Origin of the sequence: Phenylobacterium terrae (genome assembly GCF_042681205.1) — a bacterium.
Taxonomy (GTDB): domain Bacteria; phylum Pseudomonadota; class Alphaproteobacteria; order Caulobacterales; family Caulobacteraceae; genus Phenylobacterium; species Phenylobacterium terrae.
Genome location: NZ_JBHUEY010000001.1, coordinates 2736422 through 2753174, shown reverse-complemented (window position 1 = coordinate 2753174; position 16753 = coordinate 2736422). Strand labels below are relative to the sequence as shown.

18 protein-coding genes and 1 tRNA gene are annotated in these 16753 nt (G+C 70.7%); 11 read left to right on the top strand and 8 right to left on the bottom strand.

Translation table 11 applies throughout. The features are described from left to right. Window positions 1-1392, top strand: a complete 1392-nt coding sequence (locus ACFSC0_RS13770) for a serine hydrolase domain-containing protein (RefSeq protein ID WP_377283586.1) — start codon at window positions 1-3, stop codon at window positions 1390-1392. An 18-nt stretch (window positions 1393-1410) separates the two neighbouring features. Here the strand turns inward: ACFSC0_RS13770 and ACFSC0_RS13765 are convergent. Next, window positions 1411-1486: transfer RNA gene (locus tag ACFSC0_RS13765), tRNA-Ile, on the bottom strand. A gap of 149 nt (window positions 1487-1635) precedes the next feature. Between ACFSC0_RS13765 and ACFSC0_RS13760 the strand changes: the two genes are divergently transcribed. Beyond that, window positions 1636-2382, top strand: coding sequence for an SIMPL domain-containing protein (locus ACFSC0_RS13760; RefSeq protein ID WP_377355165.1), 747 nt, complete (start codon window positions 1636-1638; stop codon window positions 2380-2382). A gap of 132 nt (window positions 2383-2514) precedes the next feature. Then, window positions 2515-3297, top strand: a complete 783-nt coding sequence (locus ACFSC0_RS13755) for a siderophore-interacting protein (protein WP_377283588.1) — start codon at window positions 2515-2517, stop codon at window positions 3295-3297. Between the two features lie 9 nt (window positions 3298-3306). On the opposite strand, the gene ACFSC0_RS13750 is transcribed toward ACFSC0_RS13755, so the two are convergent. Further along, window positions 3307-3780, bottom strand: coding sequence for a hypothetical protein (locus ACFSC0_RS13750; protein ID WP_377283589.1), 474 nt, complete (start codon window positions 3778-3780; stop codon window positions 3307-3309). Then, the gene (gene panD / locus ACFSC0_RS13745) at window positions 3777-4133 is read right to left on the bottom strand and encodes an aspartate 1-decarboxylase (RefSeq protein ID WP_377283590.1); all 357 of its coding nucleotides are present in this window, start codon (window positions 4131-4133) and stop codon (window positions 3777-3779) included. The genes ACFSC0_RS13750 and panD overlap by 4 nt, the downstream gene beginning before the upstream one ends. Window positions 4134-4380: 247 nt before the next feature. On the opposite strand from panD, the gene ACFSC0_RS13740 reads away from it, so the two are divergent. After that, window positions 4381-4920: a YbhB/YbcL family Raf kinase inhibitor-like protein gene (locus ACFSC0_RS13740; RefSeq protein WP_377283591.1), complete on the top strand. Its 540-nt coding sequence runs from the start codon at window positions 4381-4383 to the stop codon at window positions 4918-4920. A gap of 82 nt (window positions 4921-5002) precedes the next feature. Here the strand turns inward: ACFSC0_RS13740 and ACFSC0_RS13735 are convergent, their stop codons facing one another. Next, window positions 5003-5770, bottom strand: coding sequence for a class I SAM-dependent methyltransferase (locus ACFSC0_RS13735; protein WP_377283592.1), 768 nt, complete (start codon window positions 5768-5770; stop codon window positions 5003-5005). A gap of 303 nt (window positions 5771-6073) precedes the next feature. Between ACFSC0_RS13735 and ACFSC0_RS13730 the strand changes: the two genes are divergently transcribed. Then, window positions 6074-7324, top strand: coding sequence for a serine hydrolase domain-containing protein (locus tag ACFSC0_RS13730; RefSeq protein ID WP_377283593.1), 1251 nt, complete (start codon window positions 6074-6076; stop codon window positions 7322-7324). A 1-nt stretch (window position 7325) separates the two neighbouring features. On the opposite strand, the gene ACFSC0_RS13725 is transcribed toward ACFSC0_RS13730, so the two are convergent. Beyond that, window positions 7326-7682, bottom strand: coding sequence for a hypothetical protein (locus ACFSC0_RS13725; protein ID WP_377283594.1), 357 nt, complete (start codon window positions 7680-7682; stop codon window positions 7326-7328). Window positions 7683-7843: 161 nt separating this feature from the next. On the opposite strand from ACFSC0_RS13725, the gene ACFSC0_RS13720 reads away from it, so the two are divergent. The 5 genes from ACFSC0_RS13720 to ACFSC0_RS13700 all read left to right on the top strand — a co-directional run bounded on the left by ACFSC0_RS13720 (window position 7844) and on the right by ACFSC0_RS13700 (window position 11533). Then, window positions 7844-8062: a hypothetical protein gene (locus ACFSC0_RS13720; RefSeq protein ID WP_377283595.1), complete on the top strand. Its 219-nt coding sequence runs from the start codon at window positions 7844-7846 to the stop codon at window positions 8060-8062. Between the two features lie 32 nt (window positions 8063-8094). Next, window positions 8095-8715: a TIGR02466 family protein gene (locus ACFSC0_RS13715; protein WP_377283596.1), complete on the top strand. Its 621-nt coding sequence runs from the start codon at window positions 8095-8097 to the stop codon at window positions 8713-8715. Between the two features lie 25 nt (window positions 8716-8740). Beyond that, window positions 8741-9595, top strand: a complete 855-nt coding sequence (locus tag ACFSC0_RS13710; protein WP_377283597.1) for a pirin family protein — start codon at window positions 8741-8743, stop codon at window positions 9593-9595. A gap of 39 nt (window positions 9596-9634) precedes the next feature. Continuing rightward, a complete protein-coding gene (locus ACFSC0_RS13705; protein ID WP_377283598.1) occupies window positions 9635-10840 on the top strand; it encodes a M20 metallopeptidase family protein in 1206 nt (401 codons plus the stop codon). A 210-nt stretch (window positions 10841-11050) separates the two neighbouring features. Then, a complete protein-coding gene (locus ACFSC0_RS13700) occupies window positions 11051-11533 on the top strand; it encodes a hypothetical protein (RefSeq protein WP_377283599.1) in 483 nt (160 codons plus the stop codon). On the opposite strand, the gene ACFSC0_RS13695 is transcribed toward ACFSC0_RS13700, so the two are convergent. Further along, the gene (locus tag ACFSC0_RS13695) at window positions 11530-12210 is read right to left on the bottom strand and encodes a winged helix-turn-helix transcriptional regulator (RefSeq protein WP_377283600.1); all 681 of its coding nucleotides are present in this window, start codon (window positions 12208-12210) and stop codon (window positions 11530-11532) included. The two genes, ACFSC0_RS13700 and ACFSC0_RS13695, sit on opposite strands and share 4 nt — an antisense overlap. Window positions 12211-12283: 73 nt before the next feature. Between ACFSC0_RS13695 and ACFSC0_RS13690 the strand changes: the two genes are divergently transcribed. Continuing rightward, window positions 12284-12631: a DUF1428 domain-containing protein gene (locus ACFSC0_RS13690; protein WP_377283601.1), complete on the top strand. Its 348-nt coding sequence runs from the start codon at window positions 12284-12286 to the stop codon at window positions 12629-12631. Window positions 12632-12829: 198 nt separating this feature from the next. On the opposite strand, the gene rpoD is transcribed toward ACFSC0_RS13690, so the two are convergent. Both rpoD and dnaG read right to left on the bottom strand, forming a co-directional pair. Beyond that, window positions 12830-14767, bottom strand: coding sequence for an RNA polymerase sigma factor RpoD (rpoD, locus tag ACFSC0_RS13685; RefSeq protein ID WP_377283602.1), 1938 nt, complete (start codon window positions 14765-14767; stop codon window positions 12830-12832). Window positions 14768-14848: 81 nt separating this feature from the next. After that, the gene (dnaG, locus tag ACFSC0_RS13680) at window positions 14849-16741 is read right to left on the bottom strand and encodes a DNA primase (RefSeq protein WP_377283603.1); all 1893 of its coding nucleotides are present in this window, start codon (window positions 16739-16741) and stop codon (window positions 14849-14851) included. Window positions 16742-16753 lie beyond the last annotated feature (12 nt).

The following is a 16753-nucleotide window of genomic DNA, read 5'->3' as shown; positions in this document are numbered from 1 at the left end:
ATGCCCGAGACCCTCGACACCCGTCCCGCCGACGCCGCCCCGGCGGCCCAAGCCGCGCCCGAAGCCCGCCCCTCGCCGAGCGGCAGCACCTGGCGCCACCGCGGCGCGCTGGCGGCCGCCTACAAGGCGCTCTACGTGGCGACCGGCCGCTTCACGGCGGGCCTCAGCGAGGCGCAGCTGAAGGCCGACATCTTCGAGGGCGCGCCGATGGGCAAGATCGTCGACGGCATGACCGCCCAGATCGACGACGCGGCCAAGACGGTGAGCGTCAGCTACGCCGACGACATGCCGCCCCGCATCGCCGCCTGGCGGCCGGTGCTGGGCGCGACCCAGTTGCCGATCGGGGCGACGGCCGAGGCGGTGAAGCACCTGCCCAACCTGCCGGCCGACGTCCGTCCGCCCTCCATGGACGACCTCGACTGGCCGAACGGCGACCGGAACGCGACCGCGCCCGGCTCGGCGCGGCTCGAGGCCGTCGTCGAGGCGGCCTTCGAGCCCGGAAAGTACGGCGGCGTCACCTGGGGCGTCGCGGTGCTCAAGGGCGGCAAGATCCTCAGCGAGCGCTATGGCCGCGGCTACGACATGCACACGCCGCAGCGGACGAACTCGGCGGCCAAGAGCGTCGCGGCGACGGTGGTCGGGGCGGCGGTGAAGCAGGGGCTGCTCGACATCCACGCCCGCCCGGTCCTGCCCGAGTGGAGCCGGCCGGGAGATCCGCGCGGCCAGATCACGCTCAACGACCTGCTGCACATGGCCAGCGGGCTCTACACCGAGGCGGCGGGCAATCCGCAGCAGGAGCTCTATTTCGGCGGCGCCGCGGCGGCCGAGCGCTCGGCGCTGAACATCATGGACTCGCCGCCCGGCGCGCGCTGGGTCTACTCCGGCTCGGACACCATCCTGGCGATCCGCGCCCTGCGCGCCGCGCTCGGCGACGACGCCCGGCACCTACGCTTCCCGTTCGAGGAGGTGCTCTGGAAGATCGGCATGACCCGCACCGTCCTGGAGGTGGACTGGAACGGCGACTTCCTGATGAGCGGCGACATGTGGTCGACCGTGCGCGACATGGCCAGATTCGCCCTTCTCTACGCGGGCGGCGGGGTCTGGAACGGCGAACGGATCCTGCCCGAAGACTGGCCGGCCTATGTGGCCACCCCCGCCCCGGCGCAGCCGAGCTATCCGGACGGCCGCGGCTATGGCGCGCAGTTCTGGCTGTTCGGCCCCGGCCAGGGCCTCCCCGAGGGCTGCTACACCGCCGCCGGCGCGCGCGGGCAGTATGCGATGATCGTCCCCGAACACGACCTGATCGTCGTCCGCCGCGGTTTCGACCTCGAGCCCGGCTTCAAGCTGGCGAAGTTCGTCGCCGACGTGATCGAAGCCGTGAAGGCGCCGTAGAGCCGCCAACGGCGCGGCTGGTGGGCCCGGCAGGACTCGAACCTGCAACCAGACCGTTATGAGCGGCCGGCTCTAACCATTGAGCTACAGGCCCGTAGCAGCGGCCCCGGTGCGGTAGCACGAAGGGCGCCGGGCGTGGAAGGCGGCTGAACGGCAGGCGCCGGGTGGTCGACAGCCTGCGTTCAGGTCAAGCTTGGCAGGTTAGGGCCCGTGTTCGCCCTCCCCTTGAAGGACCTGACCGCCATGAAGACCCTCGCCCGCGCCGGCGTTCTCGGCCTGGCCATGCTGACCGCCGGGGCCGCCGCCGCGCCCGCCGCCTTCGCCCAGGCGCCGCCGCCGGCCGCGGAGTCGATGTTCCGGGCCACCACCCTCAACCTGTCGGCCTACGGCGAGACCAAGATCGCGCCGGACATGGCCACCATCTCGCTGGGCGTGATGACCGAGGCGGCGACGGCCGCGGCGGCCATGCAGGCCAACGCGAACCAGATGAGCCGGGTGATCGCCGCGCTGAAGCGCGCGGGCCTCGAGGACCGGGACATCCAGACTTCGCAGCTCAACCTCTCGCCCCAGTACCGCTACGAGCAGAACCAGCCGCCCAAGCTGGTCGGTTACCAGGCCTCGAACCAGGTCACCATCACGGTGCGCGAGCTGAACCGGCTGGGCCAGGTGGTGGACGCGACCGTGGCCTCCGGCGCCAACCAGGTGCACGGGATCAGCTTCGGCCTCAACGATCCCACCGAAGCCGAGAACGCCGCCCGGCGCGCGGCCGTGAAGGCGCTGGAGGCCAAGGCCGCCCTCTACGCCGACGCCACCGGCCACCGCATCGTGCGGCTGGTGTCGCTGAGCGAGGCCGGCGGCTACGCCGTGCCCCCGCCCATGCCGATGCTGCAGATGGCCCGGGCCGAGGCCATGGACGCCTCGACCAAGATCGCGCCCGGCGAGCTGAAGGTGCGGATCGACGTCAGCGGCCTCTACGAGGTCGCCCGCTAGCCAAGCGCGATGCGCCGCGGCCCCCGCGCCGCGGCGCATCGGACCCGCTCGTCTTGCAAATAATTCGCAACAGCACCTTGCGCGTTGCGATATATCTGAATACATCGGTACTCACAGTTGATGGAGCGACCGATGGCCGACGCGAGCCTTGCACAGGCGGACCTGCCGCCCCCCTTCCCCCAGATGGACCCGGAGCTGTTCCGCCGGCGGTTCGGCCGGGCCTGGAGCTTCGAGGTGGTGGAGGCCTTCGATGTCGGCCCGCGCCTGCGGCGGGTGGTCTACACCGCGCCCGACCTCGACCAGTTCGAGCACAAGCCCGGCCAGGAGGTGATCCTGATGATCCCGGCCGACGGCGGGCACGAGCGGCGCCACTACACGATCCGCAGCCTGGACAAGGCCGCCGGGCGGCTGGCCATCGACTTCGTGCTGCACGGCGATGCGCCCGGCGCGCGCCACTGCCGCTCGGCCAGGGCGGGCGACCGGCTGACGGTGCTGGGCCCCCGCGGCCGGCACGTGCTGAAGGACGGCGCCGACTGGCGGCTGTTCATCGGCGACGAGACGGCCCAGCCGGCCATCTTCGCGATGCTGGAGACCCTGCTCGCCGGCGCCCGGGCCGACGTGTTCCTGGAGATCGAGAGCGACGCCGACCGCCAGCCGCTGGAGACCAGGGGCGAGGTCAACCTCGTCTGGCTGCCGCGCGATGCGCCGGCCGGACAGAGCCAGGTCCTGCTGCGCGCCGCCGAAGGTTTTGAGCTGCCGCCTGGCGAGGGCCACGCCTACACCCTCGGCGAGACGTCCATCATCCGCCGGGTGCGCCAGCACCTGATCGGCCGCGGCGTGGCCAAGGCGAACGTCCATTCGGAAGGCTACTGGCGCCCGGGCCGCATCGGCGGCCACGAGCACGTGGACGACTAGCGGCGCGCCTTACTTCGCGGGCGCGGCCGGCCCGCTCAGGCCCGCCTTACGGAAGGCGGACTGCAGCTTGTCGTCGACGACGATGCCGGGCGGCGTGTTCGGCCCTTCCATGACCGCGGCGTAGCCGTAAGGGGCGCCGTCGATCGGGCCCCAGGCCCACGCGACACGGCGGCCGGCCGTGAGCGAGGCGCAGCTGGCGGTCTCGACCTTGTCGGCCCGGGCGGCCCGGTCCAGCAGGTCGCCGGCCGTGCGCACCGCCCCGCCGGCGCAGTCCGGCAGCCTGCGGCCGCACACCGCGTGGGTCCCGAAGCGGTAGACCTGGCCGCCGCCCTGCTCGGCGATCAGCACGCAGGTGCCGGGATCGCCAACGGCCTGGTTGACCGCGGTGTCGAGCACGCGCTTGTCGACGCCTTCCGGCGCCTTCGGCCCGCAGCCGGCCAGGGCGAGAGAGATGAGAAGGGGAAGGGAGAGCCGCGCGATCACGCGGCCTTCTTCACCTCGTTGCCGTCGTCGAGCAAGACAACAGTCGGTGCGTAGTTGCGCGCTTCTTCGGACGGCATCTGGCAGTAGGTGACCACGATCACCTTGTCGCCCTTCTGGACCAGCCGGGCGGCCGCACCGTTGACGCCGATCACCTTGGAGCCGCGCGGCGCCTCGATGGCGTAGGTGGTGAACCGGGCGCCGGTGGTGATGTTGAGCACGTCCACCTGCTCGTGCGGGAAGATCCCCGCCTGGTCGAGCAGGTCCTTGTCGATGGCGATCGAGCCTTCGTAATCCAGGTCGGCCTGGGTCACGGTCGCGCGGTGCAACTTGGCCTTCATCATGGTCACCAGCATGGGCGCGAAACTTCCTCTAAGACGCTCATGGAGGTGGAGCCGACACACACGCACGCCCACCCGACAAAATAGGGACCGCGCATATAAGCGCGAAATAGCCTCGGTTCAATTGCCGCGATGCAGCAACCTTACCCTAGGTAAGCATGAGGCGCAGCTGTCGCAAGCGCCGTCCGGGCCGCCGTCGCGCCGGGCCCGCAACATTGGCGGGGGTCTTCCTGTTGTCCCAGCGACAAGGAAGGAGCCAGCCATGACCGAGCACTCGGGCGAAGCCATCACCATCATGAAAGTCGATCCCAGGCTCGACACGGGGGTGACGGTCTATTCCACGGCGCAGGGGCCGGATGGCCGGCTCGCCGACCGGCACTCGGCCTACCATGACAACATCTCCCCGCCGCTGACCTGGACCAACGTGCCGGACGTGGCCGCCTGGGCGGTCATCGTCGAGGATCCGGATGCGCCGCGCGAGCTGCCCTTCGTCCACTGGATGATCTGGAACATCCCCGGCGAGGCCCGCGGCCTGCCGGAGGGGATCGGCAACGCCCCCCTGCCCGTCACGCCGCAGAACGCCGTCCAGGGCCGTAACGACATGGGCGGCTACGGCTGGTTCGGGCCGCGGCCGCCGGCCGGCCACGGCGTGCACCGCTACTACTTCCAGGTCTTCGCCCTGGACGACCAGATCCCGATGGACGCCGACACCCCGCTCAATGAGCTGCTCAACGCGCTGAAGGGCCACACCATCGCCAAGGGCGAGCTGGTCGCGACCTACGAGGCGCCGACGCAGCAGTGATGGGTGACAGGTAGGGCCGGGCCGACCAGTCACCGAGGCGGGCCGGTGACTGTTGGCCGAAGGGCTACCTGTCACCTTTCTCTCAGATCGCCATGGCCTCGAAGGTCAGGCCGCGGTCGGTGCTGCGGGGCGGGCGGGCGCGGTTGTAGTTCCCGAACACCTGCACCTGGCCGAAGCCGCACCGCTCCAGGGCCATGGCGAACTCCTCGCGGCCCCAGAAGCGGCCCTTCATGACCTCCAGCTCGGACTCGATGAGCCGGCCCTCGCGCCAGCGCTCGTAACGCATGTGCGAAAGGCTGGTCTGCGCCAGGGGATCGGTCTCCACCAGCTGGTTCTCGAACCTGAGGAGGTCGCCGTTCGCCGCCGTCCAGGTGCGGATCGCATGGGCGTCGGTCCACATGGCCCCGAGCACGGGCAGGTCGATCATCAGCAGCCCGCCGGGCTCCAGGTGGTCCCGGAAGCGGCGCAGCACGTCGAGCGCCTCGCCGAACTCGAAGACGAAGGTGAAGGTCGAGACCGGGCAGATGACGGCGGCGAACCGCCGCTCATAGGCGAAGTCCTGGAAGCGGGCCTTGCGGACCGGGGCGGGCAGGCCCCGGGCCTGGCAGTTGCGCCGGCAGTTCTCCAGCATGTGGTCGGAGGCGTCGAAGCCCTCGACCTCGCAGCCCGCCTCCAGCAGCGGGATCAGCATTCGCCCGGAGCCGACCGCCGGCTCCAGGATCGGGCCGGCGATCCCCTTCAGCCGCGCCAGGTAGAAGGGCACGTCGGAGAGGGAGCCGGCCGGCTTGTCGATGTCGTAGATCTCCGCACAGAGGCTGCCGTACGGATTGAGCGTCTCTTGAGTAGGCATGGAATCTCGCAGGTTCCGCCGGCCCGGGCGGGGCGCGGCGACGCAAAGGTCGGCCGGGTTACCGGCCGGGCGATCTGCGGATCGGGCCTGGAGCCTGCCTAGGCGGCGTGCGCCCGAGAGGAGGCCTGGGCTGCGATCTGCGGACGTTGCTGGGCCTTCACGCGCGCCTCCCTCTGCCTGCGATGGCCAAGGATGAGCCTGGCCGCACCAAGCGTCAATCTCGACCGGTTGACGCTAGGGCGCCGTAGTCGGGCCGCCCGTCCGACGCTATCCCTTGGGAAAGCCTCAAGAAGGAGACGCGGCATGGACGGCGATGCGCACATCGGCAAGCTGAACCGGCAGGCGCTGGAGCAGATCCCGCCGGCCCTGCAGGCCATCGTCGACGCCGGCGACGTCTCCGGGTTCGTCACCCTCGTCTGGCGCAAGGGCGAGGTCGTCCAGGTCAACACCATCGGCCGGCGAGACATCGCCGCCGGCAAGCCGATGACCCGCGACACGATGTTCCGCATCGCCTCCATGACCAAGCCGATCACCTCGGTCGCGGCGCTGATGCTGATGGAGGAAGGCAAGCTTCGCCTCGACGACCCGATCACCAAATGGGCGCCCGAGTTCGCCGGCATGAAGGTGCTGAAGAACCCCACCGGGGCGGTGGAGGACACCTATCCGGCGCCGCGGGACATCACCGTCGAAGACCTGATGACCCACCGTTCGGGCCTGGCCTACAACTTCACCTCGGTGGGCCCGATCGCCCACGCCTACCAGGCCGCCCTGGGCTCGCCGCTACTGGGGCCCTACGGCGCCGACGAGTGGATGCGCCGGCTGGCCGAGCTGCCGCTGACCTATGCGCCCGGCGAGCGGTTCCACTACGGCCACTCCACCGACGTGCTCGGCTTCATCGTCGGCCGGATCGAGGGCAAGAGCTTCGGCGAGGTGCTGCAGGAGCGGATCTTCGGGCCGCTGGGCATGACCGACACCGGCTTCTGGGCCCGGCCCGAGACGGCCGACCGCCTGGCCCGGCTCTACAAGGCGCCGGCCGAAGGCGGGCCGCTGCAGGACGTCTCCTATCCGCCCGAGCCGCAGCGGCCGGTGTTCGAGGCCGGCGGCGGCGGGCTGATCTCCACCGCCGACGACTACCTGAAGTTCGCCCGCATGCTGCTGGGCCGCGGCGAGGTGGACGGCGTGCGCCTGCTCAAGGCCGGGACGGTCGAGCTGATGACCGCCAACCGGCTGACCGACGAACAGCGCCAGATCCCCTTCATGGGCATCCCGTTCTGGATGGGCCAGGGCTTCGGCCTCGGCCTGTCGGTCATCACCGATCCGGAGAAACAGGCCTGGATGGGCGCCGGCTCCAAGGGCGCCTTCGGATGGCCGGGCGCCTTCGGCACCTGGTGGCAGGCCGACCCGGCCCAGGACCTGGTGCTGATCTACCTGATCCAGAACGCCATGGACCTCGGCCCCGAGGCCGCCTCGCAGCTGGCCACCGGCCAGCGCATGGGCGCGCGCGCCGCCCTGCCGGTGTTCCAGAAGCTGGTCTACGGGGCGCTCGAGGGCTGACCTAGCGGCCCTTGGTGATGTTCACGCACATCCGCTGACCTTCCCAGGTGTCGCCGAACAGCGTGCCGTCGCGGGCCGCATCGCGGCGGGCGTTCTCGAACGCGCGGGACTCGGCCGGCGGCCGCTCGCCCGGACCGCAGACCGGGGCGTCCACCTGCGTGCCCCCCGCCGAGCACAGGCAGATGTCCTCGCGCTGATCGACGCGCGAGGCGGGCCGGTGGCAGACCGGCGGGATGATGGCCCCGCTGACGTCGAGGCACAGGGTCGTCTTGGTCGGCGGGTTCTGGGACATGGTGGGTTGGGCCTGGGCGGCGCCGGCGATCAGCGCCAGAGCGGCCACGAGGGGGAGGTGTTTCATTGAGGCGCTCCTTTTCTCCGATCATATCACGTTCCAGCCTCCATACGCGCCGGGCCGGACTTCGGATGCGCCTCTTTTCATTCGGCTTTCACCACGTTCTGCGGCCGATGGCTTAACCGTAGCGGCCGCACGCTTCGCCCGGGGATGGAAGGGGCGAAGACATGGATCCGATCGCGACCGCTCAGTACGGCATGATGGCCGCCACATTCCGGTTCGACGACGCGGCTCGCCGGACCGTCGGGTCGGCCGGGGGCGAATTCGGCGACCTGGCCCAGGCGAGCGTCGACATGGCCGAGGCCAAGGCGGCGCTGGAGGCCAATGTCCAGGTCGCCCGCACCGCCGACGAGATGCTGGGCGTGCTCGTCAACATCAGCGCCTAGACTTCTCCGCGCCGGGGGCTTAGCGCCCTCGCATGGCGCTGAAGTCCCTGTTCGTCACCCGCGTCTACGAGGCCAGCCTTGCGGAGGAGCGCGGCTTTCCCGGCTTCAACCGCGAGCTGGAAGACGCCTGCCGCATGCTGGCGCTGGAGGATGCCGCCGGCCGGGCCTGGTGCCGCGAGCACGGCTATGCGGGCTACACCTCTTACGCCTCCCTCGACGACCTGCCGCAGCGGGCCAGCGTGTTCGGCCAGCTGAAGACCCGGCTGGACCGGCACGCCCGCGCCTACGCCGAGGCGCTGCAGCTCGATCTCGGCGCCGGGCGCCTGCGGCTCGACAGCCTGTGGGTCAACCTCCTGAAGAGCGGCGGCTCGCACACCGGCCACATCCACCCGCACAGCGTCCTCTCCGGCACCGTCTATGTGGCCGTCCCGCCGGGGGCGAGCGCCCTGAAGCTGGAGGACCCGCGCCTGCCGCTGATGATGGCCGCCCCGCCGCGCCGGGCCGACGCCGACGAGGACCAGAAGGCCTTCGTCTACCTGGCGCCCCAGCCCGGGACGGTGCTGATGTGGGAGAGCTGGCTGCGCCACGAGGTGCCCGCCAACCGCGCCAAGGCCGAGCGGATCAGCATCAGCTTCAACTACGCCTGGCGCTGAGGCGTTGTCCGACAAGGAGCCCGCCATGACCGAAAAGACCGTGCTCGGCGTCCACGCCGCCTACCGCGACGACATCGGCGACCTCGTCACCCGCCGCCCGCTCCCGGGCCCGGGCCTCGACCAGGTCGACCCCTTCCTGTTCCTCAACCACCACGGCCCGCAGGTCTATCCGCCGAACAACCGCGGCCTGCCGTTCGGGCCGCACCCGCACCGGGGCTTCGAGACGGTGACCTTCATCCTGGAGGGCGAACTCGCCCACCGCGACACGGGCGGCCATGAGAGCATCATCCGGGCCGGGGGCGTGCAGTGGATGACGGCGGGCCGCGGCCTCGTCCACGCCGAGGTCTCGCCCGAGGCGTTCAAACGCCAGGGCGGGCCGCTGGAGATCCTGCAGCTGTGGGTCAACCTGCCCTCGCGGCTGAAGATGACCGAGCCCCGCTACACCGGCGTGCAGCAGGACGCGATCCCGGCGATCGAGGAGGACGGCGTCGAGCTGAACCTGATCTCCGGCGCCTACGGCGACCGTACGGGCCCCATCCAATCCCTGACGGGCGTCTTCATGTCGACGCTGCGGCTGCGGGCCGGCGCGGGCTTCCGCACGGAGGGCCTCAAGGGCCGCCACGTCTTCCTCTACCTGGTCTCCGGCGAGGTCCGGGTCGGCGGGCGGACCATCGCCCAGCACCACCTCGTGGCGCTCGACCGCAACGGAGATGCGCTGGCCATCGAGGCGGCGCGCGGCAGCGTGCTGCTGTTCGGCCACGCCGACCCGATCGACGAGCCGGTCGTCGCCCACGGCCCCTTCGTGATGACCACGGTCGAGGAGATCCGGCAGGCCTACGCCGACTATCAGGCCGGCAAGTTCGGGGCGATGGCGGCCTGACGGTTGCGCCCGGCCCGCGGGCGGCCCAAGCTCGCCGGCATGAACATCCAGATCCCGCGCACCCCCTGGGCCGAGGCCGGCGAGGCCCTCCTGCCCGACCTGATCGCCCTGCGCCGCGCGATCCATGAGGAGCCGGAGCTCGGCCTCCACACGCCGAAGACCACGGCCAAGGCCAAGGCCGCCCTCGAAGGGCTGCCGCTGGAGATCCGCGAGGGGCCGTCCACCAGCGGTTTCGTGGCCATCCTGCGCGGGCCGGAGAACGGCCGCACCGTCCTGCTGCGCGGGGACATGGACGCCCTGCCGCTGCACGAGGACACCGGCCTGGAGTTCGCCTCCCGCACCCCGGGCGCCATGCACGCCTGCGGCCACGACACCCATGTGGCCATGCTGGCGGGCGCGGCGCGGGCGCTCTGCGCGCGTCGCGACGCGCTGGCCGGCACGGTGGTGTTCATGTTCCAGCCGGGCGAGGAAGGCTTCCACGGCGCCCGCTACATGCTGGACGACGGCCTCCTCGATCCCCTGCCCGACGCGGCCTTCGCGCTGCACGTCTCGCCCAACGTGCCGTCGGGGATCTTCGCCGGCCGGGCCGGGCCGCTGATGGCCGCCGCCGACGAGTTCGAGATCACCGTCACCGGCAAGGGCGGCCACGCCTCGCAGCCGCACGACGCCATCGACCCCATCCCCATCGCCTGCGAGATCGTCATCGCCCTGCAGACCATGGTCACCCGCCAGGTGCCGGCCTTCGATCCCGTCGTGATCACCGTCGGCAAGATCGCGGCCGGCACGACCGACAACGTGATCCCCGAGCAGGCGACGATCCTGGGCACCATCCGCTCCTTCTCTGAGCGCTCCCGCGCCAAGGCCCACGAAGGCGTGCAGCGCGTGGCGGCGAACATCGCCGCCGCCCACCTTGCGCAGGCCGAGGTGGACCTGACCCACGGCTTTCCGGTCACCGTCAGCGACGGCCGCGCCGTGGCCCTGGCCGAGCAGGTGGCGGCCGACCTCTACGGCGAGCGGGCCTGGCGCACCATGCCCTCGCCGGTGATGGGCGCGGAGGACTTCTCCTACGTGCTGCAGAAGGTCCCCGGGGCCATGGTCTTCCTGGGCGCGACGCCCCAGGGCGGCGACTTCCGCAGCTGCTGCGCGCTGCACTCCAACCGCATGGTCCTGGACGAGACCGTCATGGCCCGGGGGGTGGCCATGCACTGCGCCTTCGCCGAGGCCTTCCTGCGGGACGGCTTCTAGGGCCCTTCCCTCCCTTCAGGCGAGGGCCGGCTCGGCGCCGCCGAGCGGGGCGAGGCGTATCGGCGCCGCGAAGTCGCTGGTCGTCCGGCTCCGCGTCCTGACTCCCCCCACCCGTCCCGTCGCTTCGCTCCGGACCGCCCTCCCCTTCGGGGGAGGGAAGGACCCAACCGCGGGGATCGGCGTTTCCGCACAAGATCCTGGACCGCCGCCATGTCCGACGCCGCCGCCCGTGCGCCCGCCGCCGTCAACCCGCCGAGGAGCGAAATCCTCTACTGGGCGGCGCTGTTCGCCATCCTGGGGCCGCCGATCGGGGCGGTGCTGCCGGTGGGCGCGCTGATCGTCTCGGCGGTCTCCAGCTTCGACGCCGCCTTCCCGCTCGGAATCGCCGCCCTGCTGCTGGTCGCCATCCCGGCCTGTTACCTGTTCGGCCTCGTGCCGGGCGCGGTCGCCGGCGTTGCGGGCAGCTTCCTGGCGACGCGGCTGGGCAAGCGCCTGCCGGTGGTGGGCGCCACCGCCGTCGTCGGCGCGGCCGCCGCCTCCCTCTGGGCCGCGCTCATCTCCGGCTTTTCCGAGCTGGACGCCTGGATCCTGGCCTGGATCGCCGCCGCCGGGGGCATCTCGGCGGCCATCTGCGCCTACATCGCCACCGCGCGGGAAGCCGGCGCGCCGCCGGAGCCCGACGCCGCCGCCTAACCGGCCTTGGGCGGCATCTCGTAGAGGTCCGCGAGGCGCAGGAAAGCGGCCCGGTCGCCGGTCACCGACAACGCGCCCTGTCCCTCCAGCGCCTCGAGCGGCGCCTTGCCGTACACGACCGCGGCCACGGCGGAGGGCGAGCCGGCGAGCTCCACGTCCGGCGCCGGCGCATCGCCGCGTTCGGTGGTCAGCACGCCGTCCTTCACCGCCACGCGGAACGCCTCCTCGCCGAACCGGAAGGCGATCTCCACGGCGAGGCCCCGAGCGCGCGCGGGGTCGAACTTGGCCCGGAAGGACAGCATCAGGGCCACGGGGCTGAACGGCAGCTTCGGGTCGTGCCGGGGCGATCTCACGCCCCAGCGGCCCAGCGCCAGCAGCACCGGCTCAGCCTCCAGTCCCCATTCGGTGAGCTCGTAGACCTGCACCGACGCCGGCGGCGGCAGCCGGCGCCGGCGCACGATCCCGGCCGCCTCCAGCCCTTCCAGGCGCTGGGTCAGGACGTTGGCCGACAGGCCCGTCAGGCTGGCGCGCAGGTCGCTGAACCGGCGGGGCCCCAGCATCAGCTCGCGCATCACCAGCATCGCCCAGCGTTCGCCGATCAGGTCGAGGGCGTGGGCGGTGGCGCAGGCGTCGTCGTAGCGGCGTGTGGACTGCTTGGTTATTTTTTCTAACTCCATACTTGCATAAGATAACTCATTGGCGCATGAGTCTCAACGCGGCCGAGGCCGCCGGTGAATGGAGAGACGCGAGATGAGCTACATCGACGGGATGATCGCGGCGGTGCCGACCGCCAACAAGGACGCCTACCTAGCCCACGCCCGCGCGACCTCGGAGGTCTTCAAGGCCCATGGCGCGGTGAAGTGCGTCGACGCCTGGGGCGACGACGTGCCGGACGGCCAGGTCACCGACTTCCGGCGGGCCGTGCAGGCCACGCCCGACGAGACCATCGTCTTCTCCTGGATCACCTGGCCCGACAAGGCCGCCCGCGACGCCGGCTGGGCGGCGGTGATGCAGGACGAGCGGATGCAGAAGCTTGAGATGCCGTTCGATGGCAAGCGGATGGTCTACGGCGGCTTCGCGCCGCTGTTTGAGGCCTAGGCCCGACGCCCCCTCCACCGCCTTCGGCGGTCCCCCTCCCCCCCCCGCAGTCTGCGCTGCGGGGAAGGAGACAAGCGGCCAAGCTCCGCCCCTGTCGCGAAGACGACGGGGGAGGTGGATCGGCGCAGAGCGACGAGACGGAGGGGGCGCATAGCCCAATGAAGAAGGGGCGGCCCATGGGACCGCCCCTCTTTTTCGTCAGCTGTCGAGGAAGCTGCGGAGCTTGCGGCTCCGGCTCGGGTGCTTGAGCTTGCGCAGCGCCTTGGCCTCGATCTGGCGGATCCGCTCGCGGGTCACGCTGAACTGCTGGCCGACCTCCTCGAGGGTGTGGTCGGTGTTCATGCCGATGCCGAAGCGCATCCGCAGGACCCGCTCCTCGCGGGGCGTCAGCGAGGCCAGCACGCGCGTGGTGGTCTCGCGCAGGTTCGACTGGATGGCCGCGTCGATCGGCAGGACCGCGTTCTTGTCCTCGATGAAGTCGCCCAGGTGGCTGTCCTCCTCGTCCCCGATGGGGGTTTCGAGGGAGATCGGCTCCTTGGCGATCTTCAGCACCTTGCGCACCTTCTCGAGCGGCATGGCGAGCTTCTCGGCCAGCTCCTCGGGGGTCGGCTCGCGGCCGATCTCGTGCAGCATCTGGCGCGAGGTGCGGACGATCTTGTTGATCGTCTCGATCATGTGCACCGGGATGCGGATGGTGCGGGCCTGGTCGGCGATCGAACGGGTGATCGCCTGCCGAATCCACCAGGTGGCGTAGGTCGAGAACTTGTAGCCGCGCCGGTACTCGAACTTGTCCACCGCCTTCATCAGGCCGATGTTGCCCTCCTGGATCAGGTCCAGGAACTGCAGGCCGCGGTTGGTGTACTTCTTGGCGATGGAGATCACGAGGCGCAGGTTGGCCTCGACCATCTCCTTCTTGGCCTGTCGGGCCTCGCGCTCGCCCTTCTGCACCGTCTGGACGATGCGGCGGTAGTCGTCGATCGGCACGCCGGTCTCTTGCGCCAGGGCGGCGATCTCGTTGCGGATCTCGGCGATCTGCGAGGCGTCGTTCTGGGCGAACTTGGACCAGCGGACGCCGAGGCTCTTCACCTTCTCCCCCCAGTCCGGGGTCATCTCCGAGCCGAGGTAGGCCTTCAGGAACTCGCCGCGGCTGATGCCGTAGCTGTCGGCCAGGCGGAACAGCCGGCCTTCCAGGCCGACCAGCCGCTTGTTGATGGCGTAGAGCTGCTCGACCAGCGCCTCGATCCGGGCGTTGTTCAGCTTCAGCGTCTTCAGGTGCTGGACGATGGTCGAGGTGGCCGCGTTGTAGGCCTTGCGGTCGGCCTCGGACAGGTCCTGGCCGGCCAGCCGCTGGGCGACCAGCTTCTCCTGCAGGGCGCGGAAGCTCTCGAACTCGGCGGCGATGGCGTCCAGGGTGGCCATCACCCCTTCGCGCAGCTCCGCCTCCATGGCGCTGATGGTCGGACCGGCGCCGTCGTCGAAGTCGTCGTCGCTGTCGCCGCCGCCTTCGCCTTCCTCGCCTTCGGCCTTGGCCTCTTCCGGCTCCTCTTCGGCGGGGGCCGGCGCGGCCGCGCCGTTCTGGCCGCCGTAGGTCTGCTCCAGGTCGATGACCTCGCGCAGCAGGATGCGGCCGGAGCCGAGCTCCTCGCGCCAGACCATGATGGCTTCGAACGTCAGGGCGCTCTCGCAGAGGCCCCGGATCATCGTGTCGCGGCCGGCCTCGATGCGCTTGGCGATGGCGATCTCGCCCTCGCGCGACAGCAGCTCCACCGAGCCCATTTCGCGGAGGTACATGCGCACGGGATCGTCCGTGCGGTCGTAGGCCGGCTCCTTGGTGGTCTCGACGACCGCGGTCTCCTCGCGGACCGCCACCTCGCCGCCCTCGGCGTCCTCTTCCGCCTCGACGACGTTGACGCCCATCTCGGACAGCATGGCGAGCGTGTCCTCGATCGCTTCCGAAGTGACTTCCTCGGAAGGGAGGACCTTGTTCAGCTCGTCCATCGTGACGTAGCCGCGGGCCTTGGCCTGCTTGATGAACTTCTTGACCGCAGCATCGGTCAGGTCGAGAAGCGGCCCGTCGCCGCCTTGACCTTCGGCTGCGTTCGGAGTGGCTTCAGCTTCGGCCGTCGTGGTGCTCATCGACATCTCCAATCCGGCCTGGTCCCCTGCAAGAACGGGGCCGGACATGCTTAATGGGCCGTACGCAAGGACCTTCGGGCTTTAAGACCCTGGGTCCTTCCAAATCGTTCCCGTCCTTATTGCGCGCGTCAGTGCGTCGCGTTGGGACTTCAGGCGCATGAAGCGGCCAGCGTCGGAACCCCCGGCTTCGAGCGCGCGTTTGGCGCTGGCCAGGTCCTCTTCCAACGCAGACAACCGCGACAGTGCGTCGAAGGCCTGCGACCACTGGGCTCTGGCGGCACTGAGGGAGACATCCTCTTGGAGGAAGGGCGCGCCCGACTTCGCGGCGGCCCGGTCGATGTCTGTCAATAGCTCGCTAAACCCGCACGAGCGCAGATGGCGTGCGAGTGACGCCGTGTCAAGGTGCTCGGCTTCCAGCCTCAGTTGAATGATTTCCCTGACCAATTCGGACAACGCGGCTTCGCCGAAGCCGTCCGCGGTCAGACGATGCTCCAGATGATCGTCCAGGATGGCCGGGTCCTGGATGGCGTAGGAAGCCATCGCCGCGGCCAGGAAGTCCAATCCTTGCGACAGGTTGCGGGCCGCCGCCTTGCCCTCGGGGGTGGAGGGCAGCACCCGCCAGGGCTCCTCCCATTCGCGCCGGTTTCGTCCGCGGCGGCCGCCGGGACCGGGCTGCGGCGCCGGCCGGCCGGGCCGCTCGAACAGCGCGTCGAAGCGCCTCAGGAGCTCGTCGCGATAGGCCTGGGCGAGGTCCGCGTCTTGGATCAGCGCGGCGGCCTTGCGCAGCCGGCCCTTCAGCCCTGCGCGACGCTCGGGCGTGTCGTAGGCCTCCAGGTCGCGCTCGCGGGCGAACAGGGCGTCGACGAAGGCGGTGGTCTGCGAAAGCTGGCTCTTCAGCGCCGCCGGCCCCTGCTCGCGCAGCACGTCGTCGGGGTCCTTGCCGCCCTCGACGATGGAGAACTTCAGGCTGCGGCCCGGCTTCAGCAGCGGCAGGGCGCGGTCGATGGAGCGGGCGGCGGCCTGGCCGCCGGCCCGGTCGCCGTCGAAGCACAGGGTCGGCTCGGGGTGGAGGCGCCAGAGGATCTCCATCTGGTCCTCGGTCAGCGCGGTCCCCAGCGGGGCGACCGCGGCGATCCCGGCCCGCTGGCAGGCGATGGCGTCCATATAGCCTTCCACCACCACCAGCGGCGGCGCCTCGCCGGAGGGGGCCGCGCCCAGGATATTCCGCGCCTCGGGCAGGCCGTAGAGGTTTGCGCCCTTGTGGAAGAGCGGGCTCTCGGGGCCGTTCAGGTATTTGGCCCGCTCCTGCGGGTCCATCGCCCGGCCGCCGAACGAGACCACCCGCCCGCGCCCGTCGGTGATGGGAAAGATGATCCGGTCGCGGAAGCGGTCGTAGGGCGCCCCGCCGCTCTCGGGCGCGATCAGCAGCCCGGATTCCACCAGCTCGGCCGGCCGTGCGCCCTTGGCGACGAGGTAGTCCTTCAGGGCCGTGCGCCCGCCCGGCGCGTAGCCCAGCCGGAACCGCTTCCACTCGGCCTCGGGCAGGCCGCGCTTCTCCAGATAGGCCCGCGCCTGCTGGCCGACGGGGCGGCGCAGCTCGGCCTCGAACCACTGGGCGGCCAGCTCCAGCCAGTCGGCCAGGCCCTGACGCTTCTGCTCCTGGCGGGCGGACTCCGGGTCGGGCGTCGGCAGGGCCAGGCCCGCCTCGGCGGCCAGCCGCTCGACCGCCTCGGCGAAGGTCAGCCTCTCGGTCTCCTGCAGGAAGGTGATGAGGTCGCCGTTCTTGCCGGACGAGAAGTCGAAGAACTGGCCCTTCTCGTCGTTCACGTAGAAGGACGGCGTCTTCTCCTTATTGAAGGGGGAGAGGCCGACGTACTCGCGGCCCTGCTTGCGCAGCTTCACGCTCCGCCCGATCACGTCGGAAGGGCGGAGGCGGGCTTTGATCTCGTCGAGGAATCGCTCGTCGAAGCGCACGGTCGCGCACCA

Bases quoted from the DNA above. Each gene is read 5' to 3' on its own strand.
- ACFSC0_RS13770 (WP_377283586.1), top strand. From the start codon at position 1: ATGCCCGAGACCCTCGACACCCGTCCCGCCGACGCCGCCCCGGCGGCC.
- ACFSC0_RS13760 (WP_377355165.1), top strand. From the start codon at position 1,636: ATGAAGACCCTCGCCCGCGCCGGCGTTCTCGGCCTGGCCATGCTGACC.
- ACFSC0_RS13755 (WP_377283588.1), top strand. From the start codon at position 2,515: ATGGCCGACGCGAGCCTTGCACAGGCGGACCTGCCGCCCCCCTTCCCC.
- panD (WP_377283590.1), bottom strand. From the start codon at position 4,133: ATGCTGGTGACCATGATGAAGGCCAAGTTGCACCGCGCGACCGTGACC.
- ACFSC0_RS13740 (WP_377283591.1), top strand. From the start codon at position 4,381: ATGACCGAGCACTCGGGCGAAGCCATCACCATCATGAAAGTCGATCCC.
- ACFSC0_RS13735 (WP_377283592.1), bottom strand. From the start codon at position 5,770: ATGCCTACTCAAGAGACGCTCAATCCGTACGGCAGCCTCTGTGCGGAG.
- ACFSC0_RS13730 (WP_377283593.1), top strand. From the start codon at position 6,074: ATGGACGGCGATGCGCACATCGGCAAGCTGAACCGGCAGGCGCTGGAG.
- ACFSC0_RS13725 (WP_377283594.1), bottom strand. From the start codon at position 7,682: ATGAAACACCTCCCCCTCGTGGCCGCTCTGGCGCTGATCGCCGGCGCC.
- ACFSC0_RS13720 (WP_377283595.1), top strand. From the start codon at position 7,844: ATGGATCCGATCGCGACCGCTCAGTACGGCATGATGGCCGCCACATTC.
- ACFSC0_RS13715 (WP_377283596.1), top strand. From the start codon at position 8,095: ATGGCGCTGAAGTCCCTGTTCGTCACCCGCGTCTACGAGGCCAGCCTT.
- ACFSC0_RS13710 (WP_377283597.1), top strand. From the start codon at position 8,741: ATGACCGAAAAGACCGTGCTCGGCGTCCACGCCGCCTACCGCGACGAC.
- ACFSC0_RS13705 (WP_377283598.1), top strand. From the start codon at position 9,635: ATGAACATCCAGATCCCGCGCACCCCCTGGGCCGAGGCCGGCGAGGCC.
- ACFSC0_RS13700 (WP_377283599.1), top strand. From the start codon at position 11,051: ATGTCCGACGCCGCCGCCCGTGCGCCCGCCGCCGTCAACCCGCCGAGG.
- ACFSC0_RS13695 (WP_377283600.1), bottom strand. From the start codon at position 12,210: ATGGAGTTAGAAAAAATAACCAAGCAGTCCACACGCCGCTACGACGAC.
- ACFSC0_RS13690 (WP_377283601.1), top strand. From the start codon at position 12,284: ATGAGCTACATCGACGGGATGATCGCGGCGGTGCCGACCGCCAACAAG.
- rpoD (WP_377283602.1), bottom strand. From the start codon at position 14,767: ATGAGCACCACGACGGCCGAAGCTGAAGCCACTCCGAACGCAGCCGAA.